Source organism: Sphingomonas trueperi (assembly GCF_040545965.1).
GTDB lineage: Bacteria > Pseudomonadota > Alphaproteobacteria > Sphingomonadales > Sphingomonadaceae > Sphingomonas > Sphingomonas trueperi_C.
In genome coordinates this window covers 142,380-157,680 of the sequence record NZ_JBEPMV010000005.1, presented here as the reverse complement: position 1 = coordinate 157,680, position 15,301 = coordinate 142,380, and the positions used below count along the sequence as shown (strand labels likewise).

Sequence of the window (15,301 nt, the reverse complement as noted above, 5' to 3'; positions counted from 1 at the left end):
AGTTCCTGATCGAAAGGCCGCTTTTCAGACGGCGCCGCGCACCCCATATTCCGGCCATGGCGATCCAGATCCGGACCAACCTTGCCGAGCCCGAAACGGGGCAGGCGTTCATCCCCCACCGCCCCCAGCGCCCGGAAAAGGCGGAGGGCGGCAAGAAGTTCAAGCTCGTCTCCGAATACCAGCCCTCGGGCGACCAGCGCTTCGCGATCCCGGAACTGGTCGAGCAGGCGCGGGCCGGCGAGCGCGACCAGGTGCTGCTCGGCGTCACCGGATCGGGCAAGACCTACACCATGGCCAAGGTGATCGAGGAGCTGCAGCGCCCCGCGCTGATCCTCGCGCCCAACAAGATCCTCGCGGCGCAGCTCTATGGCGAGTTCAAGAGCTTCTTCCCCGAGAACGCGGTCGAATATTTCGTCAGCTATTACGACTATTACCAGCCCGAGGCCTATGTGCCCCGGTCGGACACGTACATCGAGAAGGAAAGCTCGATCAACGAGGCGATCGACCGGATGCGCCACGCCGCGACCCGCTCGCTGCTGGAGCGCGACGACGTGATCATCGTCGCCTCGGTCTCGTGCCTCTACGGTATCGGTTCGGTCGAGACCTATTCGGCGATGATCTTCGACCTCAAGAAGGGGCAGGTGGTCGACCAGCGCGAGATCATCCGCAAGCTGGTGGCGCTCCAGTACAAGCGCAACGACGCCGCCTTCGGGCGCGGCGCCTTCCGCGTGCGCGGCGACAATCTCGAGCTGTTTCCTTCGCACTATGAGGATACCGCCTGGCGGATCAGCTTCTTCGGCGACGAGATCGAGGAGATCGTCGAGTTCGATCCGCTGACCGGCAAGAAGGTGGCGAGCCTCGACTATGTCCGCGTCTATGCCAACAGCCACTATGTCACGCCGGGGCCGACGCTGAAGCAGGCGATGGAGGCGATCCGCCACGAGCTGACCGAGCGGCTCAAGGAATTGGAAGCCGAGGGCAAGCTGCTCGAGCTGCAGCGGCTGGAGCAGCGCACCAATTTCGACCTGGAGATGATCGCCGCCACCGGCTCCTGCGCGGGCATCGAGAATTACAGTCGCTTCCTCACCGGCCGCCTGCCCGGCGAGCCGCCGCCCACGCTGTTCGAATATCTGCCCGAGAACGCGCTGCTGTTCGTCGACGAGAGCCACCAGACGATCGGCCAGATCAACGGCATGTCGCGCGGCGACCACAAGCGCAAACTGACGCTTGCCGAGTACGGCTTCCGCCTGCCCAGCGCGATCGACAACCGTCCGCTGCGCTTCAACGAATGGGACGCGATGCGGCCGCAGACCACCTATGTCTCGGCCACCCCCGGCGACTGGGAAATGGAGCGCACCGGCGGCGTGTTCGTCGAGCAGGTGATTCGCCCGACCGGGCTGATCGACCCGCCGGTGGAGATCAGACCCGTAGAAGAGCAGGTGCAGGACCTGATCCAGGAGTGCAAGGCGACTGCGGCCAAGGGCTATCGCACGCTGGTGACGACGCTCACCAAGCGCATGGCCGAGGACCTGACCGAGTATATGCACGAGGCGGGCGTGAAGGTCCGCTACATGCACTCGGACACCGAGACGCTGGAGCGAATCGAACTGATCCGCGACCTGCGGATGGGCGTGTACGACGTGCTGATCGGCATCAACCTGCTGCGCGAGGGGCTCGACATCCCCGAATGCGGGCTGGTCGCGATCCTCGATGCCGACAAGGAAGGCTTCCTGCGCTCCGAGACGTCGCTGATCCAGACGATCGGCCGCGCCGCGCGCAACGTCGAGGGGCGGGTGATCCTCTATGCCGATCGCATGACCGGCAGCATGGAACGCGCGCTCGCCGAGACCGGCCGTCGTCGCGAGAAGCAGATGGCGTACAATCTCGAACACGGGATCACGCCGGAGACGGTCAAGAAGAATATCGGCGACATCATCGCGCATGTGTCCAGCAAGGACCAGGTGACGGTGGAGATCGATGCCGATCGTCCGCACATGGTCGGCCACAATCTCCGCGGCTATATCGAGGAGCTCGAGAAGAAGATGCGCGACGCTGCCGCGAATCTGGAGTTCGAGGAAGCCGGCCGCCTGCGCGACGAGATCCGCGCGCTGGAGGCGGAGGAGCTCGGGCTGCCCGAGAGCGAGCGCAAGGCGCCGATAATGGGGCGGTCCAACGAGGGCAAGCCAGGCACGCGCAAGACGCGGTTCGGCAAGCAGACCAAGACGAAGTTCGGCGGGCCGCGGCGGGGGTAGGTCGGGCGGTCGTCTCGATCTTCCCGTCCGTCGTGCAGCGCGGTTCGTGCAGTTGAGCCGCGGCCCGCACGCGTCCATAAGCCCGGCCATGCGTTTGCTTTCCCTGTTCGCCGGCGTCGGCCTCGTCGCGCTCGCCGGCTGCGTGCCTGCTCCCTCTACGCCGCCGCCCGCGCCTGCGCCCCGGCCCGTGCCGGTGCCCGCGCTCCCGCCGCCGCCCGTATCCAAGCCGACGGTCGGCGCGGACTGGCGTGACTGGCCGCTGACGCCCGGCGATTGGCGCTACCGGGGCGGCACCGCGACCTATGGCGTCGCCGGCGGCGCGCCGCTTGCGATCCTCCGCTGCGACCTGGCGGCACGCCGCGTGACGCTGGCGCGTACCGGTTCCGCCCCCGCGACCCTGACCTTGCGGACCACCAGCGCCGTCCGCGCCGGGCCGGCGACGCCGGACCCGAGCGCGCCCGGCATGCTCGCCATGGCCTTTGCCGCCAACGACAGCTTCCTCGACGCGCTGGGCTTCAGCCGCGGACGGTTCGTGATAGAGGGCGGGGGCTTGCCGGTGCTGGTTATTCCGGCCTGGCCGGAAATCCTGCGCGTGGTGGAGGATTGCCGCAAATAGGGCGACGCGCCGCACCGCTTCGGCCCAGACTTCCAGAATCGCACCGATAAAATTCTTTTACAAGACTTGTTCTGCGACTCAGGGTCATCCTACATGTCAAGTGTGTCGAGAGGCACAGGCTCTTCAACAAGCGAAAGGAGGTGATCCGATGTCTCATGGTTCAGCAGTGAGGTCGGTTCAGTTCGTTCGGGAGACGCGCCGCTGATCCTGCCGCGTGGATGGAAGCCCTCCATCCATATTGCCGCCGGGAGGTATCCTCCTCCAAACAACGTCGGCAGTTGCAGGTAATGCGGTCCGCATGGTCTCCCGGGCTGGAGCTCTCCGGCCGCTGACCATGTCGGGGGTCGCCGGGTACCTTGGAGAAGGGCCCGGCGGCCTCTTTCATTTTGGGCAGTTCTTTCCGCGCTTCCGGCCAAGTCCAATAGTTAGCGGAAAGTGACGCTTCCGATATGGACATGCCCCAACTAGGCAGTGCCCGAGTCGGCAGGGCAGAGCCGCACGCTCCAGGGAAATTGGCAGCGGAGCGCCCGATGCAGCAGGCAGAGCAGGGAGATGCGGACACGGCGCTTGGCGCCTGTATGCGCATGATGCTGGAGGCATTGCCCTCGCCGGTGCTGCTGATCGACCGCAACGATCGCATCGTCGAAGTGAACCAGGCGTTCTGCGCGCTGGCCGGCAGGAATCGGGAGCATTGGCTCTCGACTCCTTCCCAATTCTATCTCTCGCCAGAGCAATTTGCCCGCTACACCGCCGAACATGCCCAGGTCTTCGCTACCGGCGAGGATATGGAGACCGAAGAGGTGATTGAGGGGCATGACGGCACCTGCCGCAACGTCGTCACCCGCCGCCGCCGCATTCTTGTCGGCGACACGCCGCTGGTGCTGACGATCCTTACGGACATCACTCCCCTACGGAAGGCGGAGGCGGATATCCGCCACCTGGCCTATCACGACACGCTGACGGGGCTGCCCAATCGCGCCGCACTCAACGAGCAGCTGGTGAAGTCCATGGACGATGGGGCACCGGCGCTGCTGCTGATCGATCTCTACCAGTTCAAGGACATCAACGACGCGTTTGGGGACAGTGTCGGTGATGCTCTGCTCCGGGCTTTCGCCTACCGGCTCGCGGGCGCTGCCCGCGGGTCGGACCGGGTAGCGCGGACCGGCGGGGACAGTTTCGCGGTGCTGGTCGATGACTGCCATGACGCCGCCGCGGCCGAAGCGGCGTGCAGGCGGGTGCTCGCGCTGCTCGATGCGCCGCTCGTCGGACCTTCGGGGGCCGTCATGCTCGGCGTCTCGGTCGGTTGCGCTTGGGGCGAGCCCGGCCTGTCCCCCGCAGAGCTGCACCGCCGCGCCGAATTCGCGCTCTACGAGGCGAAGCGCCAGCCGGCCAACGCGTTCCGCCTCTACGACGCCGTACTGGCCGGCGAAGTGCAGGCCCGCCGCGCGCTGGAGGCGGACCTACGTACCGCGCTCGCCACGGGCGACCAGCTCGACGTCCATTACCAGCCGGTGATCGATGCCGGCGGCCACAGGGTGGTAGGGGTCGAGGCGCTGGTGCGCTGGCACCATCCGCAACAGGGCATGATTGCGCCGCTGCGCTTCATCCCCGTAGCCGAGGCGAGCGGGCTGATCGTGCCGCTCGGCGAATGGGTGCTCGATCGCGCGGTTGCGATGATGGTGCGCTTCCCGGCGCTGGCGCTGGCGGTGAACCTGTCGCCGATCCAGCTGCGGAGCCCGGACCTCGATTCCCGCATTCTCGCGATCCTCGCGCGGCATGGCATGGACCCGCGGCAATTGCAGCTGGAGGTCACCGAAAGCACGATGCTCGCGATGGATGCCGGGGTGGAGCAGACCCTCGCCCGGCTGCGCGAGGCCGGGGTGCAGCTGGTGCTCGACGATTTCGGTACGGGCTATTCGAGCCTGTCGCACCTCCACAAGCTGGCGGTGGACCGGGTGAAGATCGACCAGAGCTTCGTCCGCGATCTCGCCCGCTCCAAGGATGCGCGGGCGATCATCCAGGCGGTGCTGGGCATCGGCCAGTCGCTGGGCATCGGCGTGACCGCGGAAGGGGTGGAGGACGAATTGCAGCAAGGTTTCCTGCGCTCGTTCGGCTGCCACGAATATCAGGGCTATCTGTTCTCGCGTCCGCTGCCCGCCGCCGAGGCGGCCGCCTTCCTCGACGCGCATATGGAACGCGCGGCCGCCTAGGCTTCGGTCGCCAGTCCCTTCAGCTTGTACAGCACGTCCAGCGCCTCGCGCGGGCTGAGCGCGTCGATGTCGAGCGTGTCGAGTTCGTGGCGCAGCGCGTCGACCTTCTCCTCCTCGGCATGCGCGGCGGCGGCAAACAGCGGCAGGTCGTCCAGGCCCGCGGCGAGGCCGCCGGTCTTGGCGCGGCCGGCCTCGAGCTTGTCGAGCACCGCCTTGGCGCGCTTGACCGTCGCGGGCGACATGCCCGCGAGCCGCGCGACGGCGATGCCGTAGCTCCGGTCCGCCGGGCCGTCGGCCAGTTCGTGGAGCAGTACCAGCTCGCCCTTCCACTCCCGCGCGCGGACATGGTGGAGGGTGAGTGCATCGCAGCGCTCGGCCAGCCGGGTCAGCTCGTGATAATGGGTGGCGAACAGGCAGCGGCAGCGATTTTCCTCGTGGATCGCCTCCACCACCGCCCAGGCGATGGCGAGCCCGTCATAGGTGGAGGTGCCGCGGCCGACCTCGTCGAGGATGACGAAGCTGCGCGGGGTCGCCTGCGCCAGGATCGCCGCGGTCTCGACCATCTCGACCATGAAGGTCGAGCGGCCGCGGGCGAGATTGTCCGAGGCGCCGACGCGGCTGAACAGCCGGTCGACCAGCCCCAGCGTCGCGCGCGTGGCGGGCACGTAGCTGCCGGCCTGCGCCAGCACCGCGATCAGCGCGTTCTGGCGCAGGAAGGTCGACTTGCCGCCCATGTTGGGGCCGGTGACCAGCCACAGGCGCGAGTCTTCGGAGAGCCTGCAGTCATTGGCGACGAAGCGGCCGCCGGCGCGGGCTACGGCGGCTTCCACCACCGGATGGCGCCCGCCTTCGATCTCGAAGCAGCTATGCTCGACCAGATCGGGGCGCGCCCAGCCGCCTTCGGCTGCGCGTTCGGCGAGGCCGGCGGCGACGTCGATCCGGGCGAGCGCATCGGCGGTGGCGGCGATCGGCTCGCGCCGGGCAAGTGCCTGGCCGGTCAGGTCTTCCAGATGCGCGGACTCGGCGGCAAGGGCGTGGGCGCCGGCCTGGGTGACCTTCACCGCGACGTCGTGCAGCTCGGGCGCGTTGAAGCGGACCACACCTGCCAGCGTCTGGCGATGGGTAAAGCCGCTGTCGGGCTTCATCAGCGCATCGGCCGAGCGGGCGGGGACCTCGATATGATAGCCGAGCACGCCGTTGTGGCGGATCTTGAGCGCGGTGATGCCGGTGCGGCTGCGATACTCGGCTTCCAGCAGGGCGATGGCGCGACGGCCGCCGGCGCCCGCGTCGCGCAGATCGTCGAGTGCGGCGTCATAGCCCTCGGCGATATAGCCGCCATGCGCCGCGTCGACCGGCGGCTCGGGGACGAGTGCACGGGTGAGCAGGTCGATCAGCGCGCCGTGGCCGCGCAGCTGCGGGGCGAGTTCGCGGAGCAGGGGCGGCGCGTCGGCGAGGCGGTCGAGCCGCTCTCCTAGCCGCCACGCGCCGTCGAGCCCGTCGCGTAGCTGGCCGAGATCGCGAGGGGAACCGCGGCCGGCGGCAAGGCGGCCGAGCGCGCGGCCGATATCGGGCAGCGCGCGCAGCGTGGCGCGGATGCTGTCGCGGAGGCCTGCATCGTCGTGGAACAGGGTGACCAGATCCAGCCGGGCGTCGATCGCGGCGCGGTCCATCAGTGGTGCGGCGATATCTGCGCCGAGCAGACGGGCGCCGGCGCCGGTAACCGTGCGGTCGACCGCGTCGAGCAGGCTGCCCTTGCGCGCGCCCGCGGCGCTGACCGTCAGTTCCAGGCTCTCGCGCGTCGCCGCATCGATCGCCATCGCGGCTTCGGCGCGGCTGACGCGGGGCGGGCGGAGGAAGGGGAGCGAGCCCTTGGCGGTATGCTCCAGATAGGCGACCAGCCCGCCCGCCGCGGCGAGTCCCGCGCGCGAAAATTGTCCGAAGCCGTCGAGTGTCGCGACGCCGAACAGCCGCTTCAGCCGCGCCTCGCCGCCGGCGCTGTCGAAGTCGAGCTTGGGGCGGAGTGCCGTTGCGAGTTCGGCGAAGTCGGTCGCGTCGCAGGCGATTGTCTCGGCGGGATTGAGCCGGGCGAGTTCGGCGCCCAGCCGCGCGGCATCGGTCTCGATCAGTTCGAACCGGCCGGTGGAAATGTCGGCGCAGGCGATCGCCACGCCGCCGCCGGCCTCGCCCACGGCCACGCACCAGTTGGCGGTGCGGCTGTCGAGCAGCGCTTCCTCGGTCAGCGTGCCGGCGGTCACCACGCGGATGATCGCGCGGGCGACCAGCGCCTTGGATCCGGCGCGCTTCTTGGCCTCCTCGGGCGTCTCGGTCTGGTTGGCGATGGCGACGCGGTGGCCCGCCTTGATCAGCCGGGCGAGATAGGCCTCCATCGCGTGCACCGGCACGCCGCACATCGGGATCTTGTCGCCCTCATGCTCGCCGCGCGAGGTGAGCGCGATGTCGAGCACCGAACTCGCCGTCTTCGCATCCTCGAAGAACAGCTCGAAAAAGTCGCCCATCCGGTAGAAGAGCAGGCAATCCCCCGCCTCTTCCTTGAGCGCGAGATACTGGGCCATCATCGGAGTAGGGGCGGCAGAGGACATCGCGCCTCGCTACCGGATGCACGGGGTGGCGCACAAGCCGCGGGCATGGGGTGACGCTGGTGGAAACTGGGGATAAGGCGCGGAGCCATGACCTTCTTTTCCGCGCAGACGGGCAAGGCGGCGGTGCTGCGCTGGCACTGGATCCTGCTGCTGTCGCTGCTGTCGATCCTGCCCTTCCTGTTCGTGCGGGTGCCGCCGCTGGTCGACGTGCCCGGGCATATCGGGCGCTTTGCGGTGCAGCTGGCCCCGGCGGAGAGCATCCTGCACCGCTATTTCGTCTTCACCTGGCGCCCGACGCTGAACCTGGGGGCGGACCTGATCGTCCAGGCGCTGCACCCGCTGCTGGGGCCGGTGGCGGCGATGTGGCTGGTCTGCGCGGCGGTGCCGACCTTGATCGTGGTGGGGTTGCTGGCTGTCACGCGGCGGCTGAACCCGGGTGGTGCGGCCGCGCTGCCCTTCGCGCTGCTGTTCGTCTACAACGATTCCTTCCTGTGGGGCTTCGTCAACTATGCCCTGAGCGCGGCGCTGTCGCTGTGCGGCTGGGCGCTGTGGATGGCGCTGGAGCGGCGGCGGGCGGTGCGGGCGCTGGTCTTCACGCTGTTCGCCCCGGCGCTGTTCCTGGGGCATGGCGAGGGCGGTGCGCTGCTGCTGTTGTGGGTCGCGGCGTGGGAGGCGGAGCGGATCGGGCGCTGGTGGCAGCCGCGGGCTCTCGCTGCGCTCGCCGCCAGGCTCTGGCCGTTCCTGTTCGTCGCGGTGCCGGTGGTTCTCTCAGCCGGCGGGGAGACGGGCGGCAAGACCGTCTGGGACTTCCCCGGCAAGATCGATGCGCTGTGCAACATGCTGCGCGACCAGAACATGGTGTTCGATCTGGCGAGCTTGGGTGCCGCCTTTGCGGTGCTTCTCTATGGCCGGCTGCGCGGCGCGCGGCTGGCGCAAGGCGGCAGGCTGGCAGTGTGGGCGAGCTTCGCCTTGTTCCTCGCGGCGCCCTATCAGCTTTCGGGCACCGCCAATGTCGATGCGCGGCTGATCGCACATGCGATGCTGCTGGCGCTCGCGCTGCAGGACTGGAGCGGCGTGCAGCGCCGTCCACGCGCCTGGGTTGCGGCGGCAGGCGTCGCGTTACTGGTGCTGCGCTTCGGCGTCACCACGGCGAGCTTCGTCGGCTATGGCCAGCGCTACCACCGCGAGTTGCAGGCGCTCGATCACGTCGCCCGGGGCAGCCGAGTGCTGAACCTGACCCTCACCGATTGCGGCGTGCGGGCCTGGCGCAACCCGCGGATCAGCCACCTCGCCAATCTCGCCACGCTCGATCGCGATGCCTGGGTCAACGCGCATTGGGCGGTGAAGTCCGTGCACCTGCTGGAATCGCGCTATGCGCCGCCGCGCTTCGCCACCGACCCTTCCCAGCTGGTCTGGCCGACGGACTGCGTGGGGCCCAGCGGCGCCGGCCGCGAACGCCGCACCATTGCCCAACTCGCACCGACGCTGCCGCTCGACCAGGTCGACTATCTTTGGCTGATCGACGTGGAGCTTCCGCCCGGCTTCCGCGATCCGCGGCTCGTACCGATTTGGCAGTCTGGCGAGAGCACGCTCTACGCAATTCATCATATTAAAGCGACGTAGGGGAACGCACGGAAAACGACTTCTGCGGTTTGCAATCGCTGCTTCGGGCTGCTTTAGGGACGCAAACAGTCAACGAAGTTAGGAGCCGAGCGGATGGCCGAAGAGAGCAACGTCCAGTTTTCCGATCGCGAGGCGCTGCGCTACCACGCCGAGGGCCGCCCCGGTAAGATCGAGATCGTCGCCTCCAAGCCGATGGCGACCCAGCGCGACCTGGCGCTGGCCTATTCGCCGGGCGTCGCCGTGCCGGTGCTCGCGATCGCCGAAAATCCTGCCACCGCTTATGATTATACGGCGAAGGGCAACCTCGTTGCCGTGATCTCCAATGGTACCGCTATCTTGGGCCTGGGCAACCTGGGCGCGCTGGCTTCCAAGCCGGTGATGGAAGGCAAGGCGGTGCTGTTCAAGCGGTTCGCCGATGTCGACTCGATCGATCTCGAACTGAAGACCGAAGACGTCGATCGCTTCATTGACGCGGTCGAGCTGATGGAGCCGAGCTTCGGCGGCATCAACCTGGAGGACATCAAGTCCCCGGAATGCTTCGTCATCGAGCAGACGCTGCGCGAGCGCATGAACATCCCGGTATTTCATGACGACCAGCACGGCACCGCGATCATCGCCGCCGCCGGCCTGATCAACGCGCTGTACCTGACCGGCCGCGACATCAAGACGACCAAGATCGTCGTGAATGGCGCCGGCGCCGCCGCGATCGCCTGCACCGAGCTGATCAAGGCGATGGGCCTGCCGAACGACAATCTGCTGATGTGCGACCGCACCGGCGTGATCTACCAGGGTCGCGAGGGCGTGAACCAATGGCAGTCCGCGCACGCCGCCAGGACCGATCGCCGCACGCTCGCCGAGGCGCTGGAGGGCGCGGACGTGTTCCTCGGCCTCTCGGCCGCCAATGCGCTGCCGGCCGAGCTTCTCGCGAAGATGGCGCCGAAGCCGATCATCTTCGCGATGGCCAACCCTGATCCCGAGATCACGCCGCCCGAGGCCAAGCGCGTCCGCCCGGACGTGATCATCGCCACCGGCCGTTCGGACTATCCGAACCAGGTCAATAACGTGCTCTGCTTCCCGTTCATCTTCCGCGGCGCGCTCGACGTCCGCGCGACCGGTATCAACGACGCGATGAAGGTCGCGGCCGCCCGCGCGCTGGCCGAGCTTGCCCGCCAGCAGGTGCCTGAGGAAGTGGCGAGTGCCTATGGCACGTCGCACAGCTTCGGCCCCGACTATATCATCCCGACGCCGTTCGACCCGCGCCTGATCGAGATCATCCCCTCGGCGGTGGCGCAGGCGGCAATGGATTCGGGCGTGGCGACGCGGCCGATCATCGACATGACGGCCTATCGCCAGCAGCTGCGCGCGCGCATGAATCCGACCACGTCGGTGCTCAGCATGGCCTATGAAGGCGCCCGCGCCCAGCCGAAGCGCGTGATCTTCGCCGAGGGCGAGGAAGAAGTCGTGCTGCGCGCCGCGATCGCGTTCCAGGAAGGCGGCTATGGCACGCCGGTGCTGGTCGGCCGCGAGTCGGTGCATGATCAGTTGCGCGCGCTCGGCGCCAATCCTGATCATTTCGAGCTGCACAACAGCGTCAACTCGCCCTTGGTCGAGGAAATGGTGGAGACGCTGTACAAGCGCCTTCAGCGCCGCGGCTATCTGCGCCGCGATTGCGAGCGGATGGTCAATCGCGACCGCAACATCTTCGGCTCGCTGCTGCTGCGCCTCGGCCATGCCGATGCGATGATCACCGGCGTCACCCGCACCTATGCCGAGACGATGCGCCAGGTGCGTCGCGTGATCGATCCGGTCGACGGCCGCACGCCGTTCGGCATCCATGTGCTGGTCGGCCAGTCGCACACCGTGTTCATCGCCGACACCACGGTCAGCGAGCGCCCGAGCGCCGAGGAACTGGCCGACATCGCCGAGCGCACCGTGCAGGTCGCCCGCCGCATGGGTCATGAGCCGCGCGTCGCGCTGCTCAGCTACTCGACCTTCGGCAACCCCGAGGGCAAGTGGATCGACAATATCCGCGACGCGGTGAAGGTGCTCGACGCGCGAGGGGTGAGCTTCGAATATGAAGGTGACATGGCGCCGGACGTGGCGCTGAACCCGAAGCTGCTCGCCAACTATCCGTTTGCGCGCCTCTCGGGTCCGGCCAACATCCTGATCATGCCGGGCCTGCAGTCGGCCAACATCTCGGCCAAGCTGCTGCGCGAGCTGGGCGGCGACTCCACCATCGGCCCAATGCTGATCGGCATGGAGAAGTCGGTGCAGATCGCGCCAATGACCTCCACCGCCAGCGAGCTGGTGACGCTGGCGGTGCTGGCAGCGGGCGACATCGCGCGCTGATGCTCAGGCGAGCATCGGCGGGTCAGCCGTCGATGCTCGCGCCCAGCGAGGCGTTGACCAGCCCACCGTCCACGGTGACGGTTTCCCCGACCAGATAATCGCCGGCGCGGCTGGCGAGGTAGATCGCGGCGCCCGCCATGTCTTCGGCTACGCCGATGCGCCTGGCGGGGATCGCCTGCGCGACGGTGCCGCCATGGTCGCGCGCGGCCTTGTTCATGTCGCTGGGGAAGGCGCCGGGGGCGATCGAGGTGACGTGGATCTGGTCGCGCACCAGCCGCGCGGCCATCCGCCGGGTCAGGTGGATCAGCGCCGCCTTGGAGGCCTGATAGCTGTAGGTCTCCCAGGCATTGAGCCGCTGGCCGTCGATCGAGGTGATGTTGATCACCTTGGCCGGGCGTTCTGCGCGGCCTGCTGCCTTGAGCAGGTCGTGCAGTGCTTGCGTCAGGAAGAAGGGGGACTTCACGTTGAGGTCCATGACCTTGTCCCAGCCCTTTTCGGGGAAGCTTTCGAACGGCTCGCCCCATGCCGCGCCGGCATTGTTGACCAGGATGTCGAGACGGGGCTCGCGTGCGGCGAGGTCGGCCGCAAGTGCGCGGCAGCCTTCGACTGTCGAGACGTCATGAGGCAGGGGAATGGCGTTCGGACCTAGCGCCGCGGCGGTGGCTTCGCAGGCATCGGCTCGCCGCGACGACACATAGACCTTCGCACCCGATGCAACGAATCCTTCGGCGATCATCCGCCCGATGCCGCGCGAGCCCCCGGTGACCAGCGCCACCCGGCCATCGAGGCGAAACAGCGAAGCTACGTCCATGCCTAACTCCCTCTCCGAGCCCTGCCTATTTGCCGGGCCGTGTTATCCGCCGCGCTTGAGTGTCTCGCGGGCGATGATCAGTTGCTGGATCTGGCTGGTGCCTTCGTAGATCCGGAACAGCCGCACGTCGCGGTACAGCCGCTCGATCCCGTAATCGGCGATGTACCCGGCGCCGCCGAAGATCTGCACCGCGCGATCGGCCACCCGGCCGACCATCTCGCTGGCGAAATATTTGGCCGCCGCGGCTTCCATGGTGGTGTTCGCCCCCGTGTCCTTGGCAGCGGCGGTTTCCAGCACCAGCGCGCGCGCGGCGAGCGCCTCGGTCTTCGAATCCGCCAGCATCGCCTGGATCAGCTGGTGCTCGGCGATCGGCTTGCCGAACTGCCGGCGCTCACTGGCGTAGGCGACGCAGTCGGCAATCAGCCGCTCAGCGACGCCGACGCACACCGCGGCGATATGCAGCCGCCCACGATCGAGCACCTGCATCGCGATCCGAAAGCCCTCGCCCTCTTCGCCCAACCGGTTCGCCACCGGCACCGGCACGTCGTCGAAGATCACGTCGGCGACGCGCGCGCCCTTCTGCCCCATCTTCTTCTCGGGCTCGCCGATCGACACACCCGGCAGGTCGCGCGGCACCAGGAAGGCAGAGACGCCGCGGCCTCCTGCCTCTTCTCCGGTGCGCGCCATCACGGTGAACAGCTGCGCCTTGTCCGCATTGGTGATGTAGCGCTTGGTACCGCTCAGCCGGTACACGTCGCCGTCACGCACCGCCCGGGTCTTCACCGATCCGGAGTCCGAGCCGACATCGGGCTCGGTCAGTGCGAAGCTGGTGATGATCGCGCCGCGGGCGATCTTGGGCAGCCAGTGCGCCTTCTGCTCGGGTGTGCCGGCGATGACCAGTCCCTGGCTGCCGATGCCGACATTGGTGCCGAAGGCCGAGCGGAAAGCCGGCGTGGTGCGCCCCAGCTCGATCGCCACGCGGGCTTCCTCCGCCATGGTGAGGCCCAGCCCGCCATGTTCCTCGGCGATCGACAGACCGAACAGCCCGAGCGCCTTCATCTCCTCGACGATCGCGTCGGGGATCGCATCGGCCGCCTCCACCTCCGCCTCCAGCGGGCGGAGCCGCTCGGCGACGAAGCGACGGACCGTGTCGATCAGCGCGTCGAACAGCTCGGGTTCGAGGGCCATGGCCATCCTCTCGGTTCTAATTGCCGGCAGGTATAACGGCTGGGTGGTGGTCTGCAAGCCGTACCCGATCTTCCAAAGTGTTTCGTTTGCCGGGGCGGCCCCGCCTCTGTATCGGGGTGGGCGGGGGACGTAGTGGAGAAGCAGTTGATGGACGGTCGCACCGCCGATACCCCACCCGTGCCGCCGAGCCGGCGCGTGGCGACGCCGACGATGCTCGCTTATGGCTTCGGCGCCGCGGCATACGGCGTGAAGGACTTCTGCTTCGTCACCTTCCTGCTGCTGTTCTACAACCAGGTGGTGGGGCTGCCCGCCGCGCAGGTCGGCTTCGTGATCATGTGCGCGTTGCTGTTCGACGCGTTCGTCGATCCGGCGATCGGCATGCTCTCGGACCGGACCCGCAGCCGCTGGGGGCGGCGCCATCCCTGGATGTATGCGGCGTGGCTGCCGATCGCAGCGGGATGGCTGTTCCTGTGGAATCCGCCGACAAGCTGGTCGCAGCGCGCGTTGCTCGGCTGGCTGTTCGTCTCCGCCGTGGTGGTGCGCACCGCCGTCTCCGCCTTCGAGGTGCCGTCGCAGGCGCTCAGTCCCGAGCTCTCCTCCGACTATGAGGAGCGCACCCGGATCATGGCCTATCGCTTCCTGTTCGGCTGGGGCGGGGGCATGGCGATGCTGATGCTCTCCTATGGCTGGTTCCTCGCCGAGCGGGCGGGGCAGCCGCACGGCCAGTTCGACCGGGCCGGCTATCCGGGCTTCGCGATCGGCGGGGCGGCGCTGATGGTGGTGGCGATCCTGGGCTCGGCGCTGGGCACGCACCGCGAGATCAAGAACCTGCCGCCGGTGGAGATCGCACCCCAGCCGCTCCGCCAGAGCATTGCCGAACTGTTCGCCACCCTGCGCAACCCGGCCTTCCTGGTGCTGATGACCGCGGCGCTCAGCTATTTCGTCGCGCAGGGCATCAGCTTCTCGATGTCCAACTATCTCTACGCCCATGTCTGGCACTTCGGGAACCTCGCCTTCCAGCTGCTCGGCGCGACGCTGTTCCTCGGCGTCGTCCTCGCCTTCCTGATCGCACCCCGGCTTGCTCGGCGGATGGGCAAGCCCCAGGCGGCGACCATGGCGATGGTGTTCGCCGTGCTGCTGCTCGTCGCGCCCTATATCCTCCGCCTCGCGGGGCTGTTCCCGGCGCCGGGCGATCCGCTGCTGCTGCCGGTGCTGTTCACCATCTTCACCGTTAACGCGACCTTCGCGGTCTCCTCCACCATGCTCGGCGCCTCGATGCTGGCCGACGTCGTGGAGCATAGCGAAGTCGAGACCGGCCGCCGTTCCGAGGGCGTGTTCTTCGCCGGCTTCTTCTTCGTCCAGAAATGCTCGAGCGGGCTCGGCATCTTCGTCACCGGGCTGATCCTCACCTTCTCCGGCTTCCCGGACGGCGCCAAGCCCGGCACCGTGCCCGAGGCGGTGATCGACCGGTTCACGCTGATCTTCTGCGCCGTCTACCTGGCGCTCGGCGCCATCGCGGCGTTCTTCTACCGTCGCTTCCCCTTCGGCAAGGCGGAGCATGCCGCCCGGCTGGCGCAGCTCGGCGCGCGGGCCGAGTAAGCGCGGAAATGCCCGCCGGGCACGCGACCCGGCGGGCATCCTTTCCTCCCCAG

The 15,301-nt window shown here is 68.0% G+C and carries 9 protein-coding genes; 6 read left to right on the top strand and 3 right to left on the bottom strand.

Annotated features, from left to right (window positions below):
• Positions 1–56 precede the first annotated feature (56 nt).
• The 3 genes from uvrB (at position 57) to ABIC35_RS15705 (ending at position 5,078) form a co-directional block, all read left to right on the top strand.
• The gene (gene uvrB, locus ABIC35_RS15715) at positions 57–2,252 is read left to right on the top strand and encodes an excinuclease ABC subunit UvrB (protein WP_121073410.1); all 2,196 of its coding nucleotides are present in this window, start codon (positions 57–59) and stop codon (positions 2,250–2,252) included.
• An 88-nt stretch (positions 2,253–2,340) separates the two neighbouring features.
• Complete coding sequence (locus ABIC35_RS15710) at positions 2,341–2,868, top strand: hypothetical protein (RefSeq protein ID WP_121073414.1); 528 nt, start codon at positions 2,341–2,343, stop codon at positions 2,866–2,868.
• Positions 2,869–3,446: 578 nt separating this feature from the next.
• The gene (locus ABIC35_RS15705; protein WP_354278508.1) at positions 3,447–5,078 is read left to right on the top strand and encodes a putative bifunctional diguanylate cyclase/phosphodiesterase; all 1,632 of its coding nucleotides are present in this window, start codon (positions 3,447–3,449) and stop codon (positions 5,076–5,078) included.
• Here ABIC35_RS15705 and mutS read toward each other — a convergent pair.
• Positions 5,075–7,654 carry a DNA mismatch repair protein MutS gene (gene mutS, locus ABIC35_RS15700; protein WP_121073417.1) on the bottom strand — a complete coding sequence of 860 codons (2,580 nt, stop codon included), beginning with the start codon at positions 7,652–7,654 and terminating at the stop codon, positions 5,075–5,077. The genes ABIC35_RS15705 and mutS overlap by 4 nt on opposite strands.
• 111 nt (positions 7,655–7,765) lie before the next feature.
• Between mutS and ABIC35_RS15695 the strand changes: the two genes are divergently transcribed.
• Both ABIC35_RS15695 and ABIC35_RS15690 read left to right on the top strand, forming a co-directional pair.
• Entirely contained in the window at positions 7,766–9,301 is a 1,536-nt protein-coding gene (locus ABIC35_RS15695; protein WP_121073420.1) for a hypothetical protein, read from the top strand.
• 93 nt (positions 9,302–9,394) lie between these two features.
• Complete coding sequence (locus ABIC35_RS15690) at positions 9,395–11,650, top strand: NADP-dependent malic enzyme (protein ID WP_121073422.1); 2,256 nt, start codon at positions 9,395–9,397, stop codon at positions 11,648–11,650.
• A 22-nt stretch (positions 11,651–11,672) separates the two neighbouring features.
• Here the strand turns inward: ABIC35_RS15690 and ABIC35_RS15685 are convergent, their stop codons facing one another.
• Positions 11,673–12,461: an SDR family oxidoreductase gene (locus ABIC35_RS15685; protein ID WP_121073425.1), complete on the bottom strand. Its 789-nt coding sequence runs from the start codon at positions 12,459–12,461 to the stop codon at positions 11,673–11,675.
• A gap of 42 nt (positions 12,462–12,503) precedes the next feature.
• Positions 12,504–13,649, bottom strand: a complete 1,146-nt coding sequence (locus tag ABIC35_RS15680; RefSeq protein WP_121079084.1) for an acyl-CoA dehydrogenase family protein — start codon at positions 13,647–13,649, stop codon at positions 12,504–12,506.
• 147 nt (positions 13,650–13,796) lie between these two features.
• Between ABIC35_RS15680 and ABIC35_RS15675 the strand changes: the two genes are divergently transcribed.
• On the top strand, positions 13,797–15,248 hold the full coding sequence (locus ABIC35_RS15675) for an MFS transporter (RefSeq protein WP_183049294.1): 1,452 nt from the start codon (positions 13,797–13,799) through the stop codon (positions 15,246–15,248).
• Positions 15,249–15,301 lie beyond the last annotated feature (53 nt).

What these genes read in the sequence shown, in the direction of transcription:
- ABIC35_RS15685 (WP_121073425.1), bottom strand. Translation starts at nt 12,461, where the DNA reads ATGGACGTAGCTTCGCTGTTTCGCCTCGATGGCCGGGTGGCGCTGGTC.
- ABIC35_RS15695 (WP_121073420.1), top strand. Translation starts at nt 7,766, where the DNA reads ATGACCTTCTTTTCCGCGCAGACGGGCAAGGCGGCGGTGCTGCGCTGG.
- ABIC35_RS15710 (WP_121073414.1), top strand. Translation starts at nt 2,341, where the DNA reads ATGCGTTTGCTTTCCCTGTTCGCCGGCGTCGGCCTCGTCGCGCTCGCC.
- ABIC35_RS15680 (WP_121079084.1), bottom strand. Translation starts at nt 13,649, where the DNA reads ATGGCCCTCGAACCCGAGCTGTTCGACGCGCTGATCGACACGGTCCGT.
- ABIC35_RS15675 (WP_183049294.1), top strand. Translation starts at nt 13,797, where the DNA reads ATGGACGGTCGCACCGCCGATACCCCACCCGTGCCGCCGAGCCGGCGC.
- mutS (WP_121073417.1), bottom strand. Translation starts at nt 7,654, where the DNA reads ATGATGGCCCAGTATCTCGCGCTCAAGGAAGAGGCGGGGGATTGCCTG.
- ABIC35_RS15705 (WP_354278508.1), top strand. Translation starts at nt 3,447, where the DNA reads ATGCGCATGATGCTGGAGGCATTGCCCTCGCCGGTGCTGCTGATCGAC.
- ABIC35_RS15690 (WP_121073422.1), top strand. Translation starts at nt 9,395, where the DNA reads ATGGCCGAAGAGAGCAACGTCCAGTTTTCCGATCGCGAGGCGCTGCGC.
- uvrB (WP_121073410.1), top strand. Translation starts at nt 57, where the DNA reads ATGGCGATCCAGATCCGGACCAACCTTGCCGAGCCCGAAACGGGGCAG.